Consider the following 3,695-nt stretch of genomic DNA (forward strand, 5'->3'; position numbering starts at 1 on the left):
AGTTGAAAGAGTATGAGACGTGATATCTTTAGGCATTGTTACAGTCTTTATTTGATAAATGATACGGTTTGTTGCAACCGGTCCTTTTATGACACCATAATGACCTTTGGGACCAGAAAACAAGGCTTTAACACCTTCAACACCAAGGACTTCAGATGAATCTTGACGCCGGAGGGCTGGTGTTGTTTGTTTTGTAACACCAAGGGTATGAGCAAGAGCAACAAGACTTTTTCCTTCCGTGAGCTGTTTGAGAGCATTTTGGGCTTTTTCATCAAGAAGACGTTGGATTTCCTCATTTTTCCATTGAGAAAGAACATCTAGCTTAGCTTCTTCAAGTGTCTTATCGCGGGCAGGAATAATTTTATCGACCTTATACCAGAGATACCCACCATTTTGAAAAGAGAGAGGATCAAGATCGACACCTTCGTTTGATTGATAGATGGCATTCAGTAAAATATCTTTTTGAGGTAAATCCGTGAGTATTGCACCTTCAAGCGTTTTCCCCGTTTTATCAATGGTAATCGTGCGCAAAGATAACTTGTATTGGTCAGCTAACTCTTTGAGAGAAGCACCCTCAAAACGAGCATTTTCAATGGCTACATAATTATTACGAATATCATCCGTAGCACGATTTTTGGCAAGTATTTGGCGAATATTTTCTTCTACACTTTCAAAAGGAAGAGAGCTTGAGGGTTCAATATGTATGATGCGAATGATAACAGGTCCCTGTAAGTCATTGATTACAGCACTGACTTGCCCTTGTTGGAGTTCAAAAATTTCGGATGCTAGATGGCTAGGAAGTTCATTTTCTGCGAGAGGCCCTTTTTGTATGTCATTAAGAGTCTTTTTTTCAGCTTTTACCAGTTCATCAAAACTCAATCCATCGGCTATTTTTTTTGCTGCATTATCGGCTTCTTCGCGTGAGGGGAATCGCAGTTCTTCGAATGTACGCTTTTCAGGGGTTACAAAACGTGAAGCATTTTGGGTATAATAAGCTTTTGCCTCATCTGTTGGGATATCTTTAGGTTTTACGAAATCATTAAGTTCCATAGATAATAAAGAGACAGTGCGGTATTCTGGAGTACGAAATTCATTTTGATGTGTTTCAAACCATTTTTGCAGTGTTTCGTCATCAGGATCAGCTGTTATTTCCTTTTCTTTTAGATCAATCATGAGATAATCTGCGATACGCATTTCTCCTTGATAAAGAGCAAGTGCTTTATAGAAGAGATCTGGTGCTTTCATATCAGAGAATAAAGCTGAAATAATTTGGTTACGCTTTTCTTTTCTGGTGTAATAATTAAGAAAAGCACTTTCACTGATACGTAAATGCTGAAGATAGTTATAAAATAAATTTTTATCAAAAGTGCCATTTATTTGGAACATATTATCAGTTCCAATCATACGCGCTATTGTATCTTTTGAAAGACTTATTTTCATTTTACGGGCTTGTTCATCAAGCAGTGTATTTTGTTGTAATTGATTAAACACAAAAGCGGGAATTTGGTATTGCTGCATTTCATTTGGCGTAAACATTCGTCCAAGATGAGCGGCATGTGCTAAACGTGCGCTTTGATCGGCAAGAGCGAGACGATAATCATCGACAGTTACTGTGGATTTTCCAGAAGTAATAAGGCCTCTTTCATTTTTGGTGTGTAACTGTGGTATCCCCCATAAAAGAATGAAGCATAAGAGTAAAATAGCAAGGAAAATTCTGGCAATCCAAGAATTTGCAGCATTTCTTACGATGTCAAGCATTGTTTAATTCCACTTTTAACATGAGTTATTATCAAAGCAGTAACGGAATTTGCAACAAAGACACGAAAGATGCAAGCTTTAAAGACTTGCTTTCACTTTATAATTTGGTACTTACAGATAAATAATATATTATAATAGCTCTTGAGGTGAAAATATGTCTCCAAATATTCGGCCTTTTCTTGCTGGAAATTGGAAAATGAATGGAACGAGTGAATCGCTTGGAGAGTTGCGTGCTATTGCTACAGGCGTTAGCTCTGATCTAGGTCATTTGTTTGAAGCTTTAATTTGTGTTCCAGCAACGCTTTTATCGCGTGCTTCTGATACGCTGGATGGTGAAAATCTCCTTTTAGGAGGACAAAGTTGTCACTTTGATGACTATGGCCCTTATACTGGAGATATTTCAGCTTTTATGCTTAAAGAAGCGGGAGCAAGTCATGTTATTATCGGGCATTCAGAACGTCGTACAGTGTATCAGGAAAATGATGCTATTGTCTGCGCCAAAGTGCAAGCAGCGTGGCGAGCAGGGCTTGTGGCTCTTGTATGTATTGGTGAAACATTGGAAGAACGCAACAATAATAAAGTGCTGGATGTTCTCGCACAGCAGCTTGAGGGATCTTTACCAGATGATGCAACAGCAGAGAATATCATTATCGCTTATGAACCTGTTTGGGCGATAGGCACCGGCAATACAGCAACTGTAGAAGATATTGCAAAAGTGCATCATTTCATTCGTGATGAGATGTGCTCTCGTTTTGGGGATGAAGGGAATAATATGCGCCTTCTTTATGGTGGATCAGTAAAACCCTCCAATGCATTTGAGCTTTTAAGCATTGCTCATGTTAATGGTGCTTTGATAGGTGGAGCAAGTTTAAAAGCGACTGATTTTTTAACTATTTGCGATGTTTATCGTAAATTATAGCGGAGAAATTTGAGTTACCCCTTGGATTGTGTGTTATTTATGTGTAAATAACCATGAAAGAGTTATTTGAAGAGCAGGGTTTATGCAAACAGTACTTATTGTTATTCATTTTTTGATTGTGATTACTTTGGTTGGTATTATATTAATTCAACCTTCAGAAGGTGGTGGGCTCGGTGTGAGTAATAGCTCAGGGTTGATGAAAACTCGTGGATCTCGAAACCCTTTAACACGTTTGACTGCTATTTTAGCCTGTTGTTTTTTTGTTGTGTCTATTGGACTTACCGTGGTGAGTAATATATCAAATTCTAGTTCTGATATTTTAAAGCGTATACCGGTTAATTCCGAGCAGAATTCTACCAATAAAGGCTCAGGATCAGTCCCATCATCAGATGGTGAGTCTTCCCCTTCTATTCTTGAGCAGCTAGGAGGTCCTTCGAATTCTCCGCAGGAACAGAAACAGTCCACAAATCCTGAAGCAGAAAGCCCAGTTCCACCGGTTCTTGAAAATACAGTTCCGGATAACAGTACAAAATAGTTTTTTAAGAAAGTATAGACTTTTTAAAAAGGTGATTTTTTCACCTTTTTTATTTTAGAAGAAAAATTGTTTCTTTTTGCATTTTTTGCTGGAAAAATCATTATAAATTGCTTATCACCATAAGCCCATGGCACGTTATGTTTTTATTACTGGTGGTGTGGTTTCTTCCCTTGGAAAAGGCATCGCAGCAGCGGCGTTAGCAGCGTTATTACAGGCTCGTGGCTATCGCGTACGTCTTCGCAAACTTGATCCTTATTTAAATGTTGATCCAGGTACGATGTCACCTTATCAACATGGTGAAGTATTTGTGACCGATGATGGTGCAGAAACGGATCTTGATCTTGGTCATTATGAGCGTTTTACTGGGCGTTCTGCAAATAGCCAAGATAATATTACAACAGGGCGTATTTATCGCAATATCATTGAACGAGAGCGGCGTGGTGATTATTTGGGGGCAACAGTCCAAGTTATTCCTCATGTTAC

At 38.6% G+C, this 3,695-nt stretch carries 3 protein-coding genes and 1 pseudogene; 3 read left to right on the forward strand and 1 reads right to left on the reverse strand.

What is annotated here, in order from left to right; translation table 11 throughout:
- A partial coding sequence (locus ACFIO3_RS10025; RefSeq protein WP_375704393.1) for a peptidyl-prolyl cis-trans isomerase occupies positions 1-1,758 on the reverse strand: 1,758 nt, incomplete at its 3' end.
- Between the two features lie 154 nt (positions 1,759-1,912).
- Between ACFIO3_RS10025 and tpiA the strand changes: the two genes are divergently transcribed.
- The 3 genes and pseudogenes from tpiA to ACFIO3_RS10040 form a co-directional block, all read left to right on the forward strand.
- Positions 1,913-2,677 carry a triose-phosphate isomerase gene (gene tpiA, locus ACFIO3_RS10030; protein ID WP_375614954.1) on the forward strand — a complete coding sequence of 255 codons (765 nt, stop codon included), beginning with the start codon at positions 1,913-1,915 and terminating at the stop codon, positions 2,675-2,677.
- Positions 2,678-2,759: 82 nt separating this feature from the next.
- A complete protein-coding gene (gene secG / locus ACFIO3_RS10035) occupies positions 2,760-3,212 on the forward strand; it encodes a preprotein translocase subunit SecG (protein WP_375614953.1) in 453 nt (150 codons plus the stop codon).
- A 127-nt stretch (positions 3,213-3,339) separates the two neighbouring features.
- Positions 3,340-3,695 (forward strand): annotated as a pseudogene (locus tag ACFIO3_RS10040) (CTP synthetase); the annotation flags it as partial.

Source organism: Bartonella sp. AD328YNZD, from assembly GCF_042196425.1.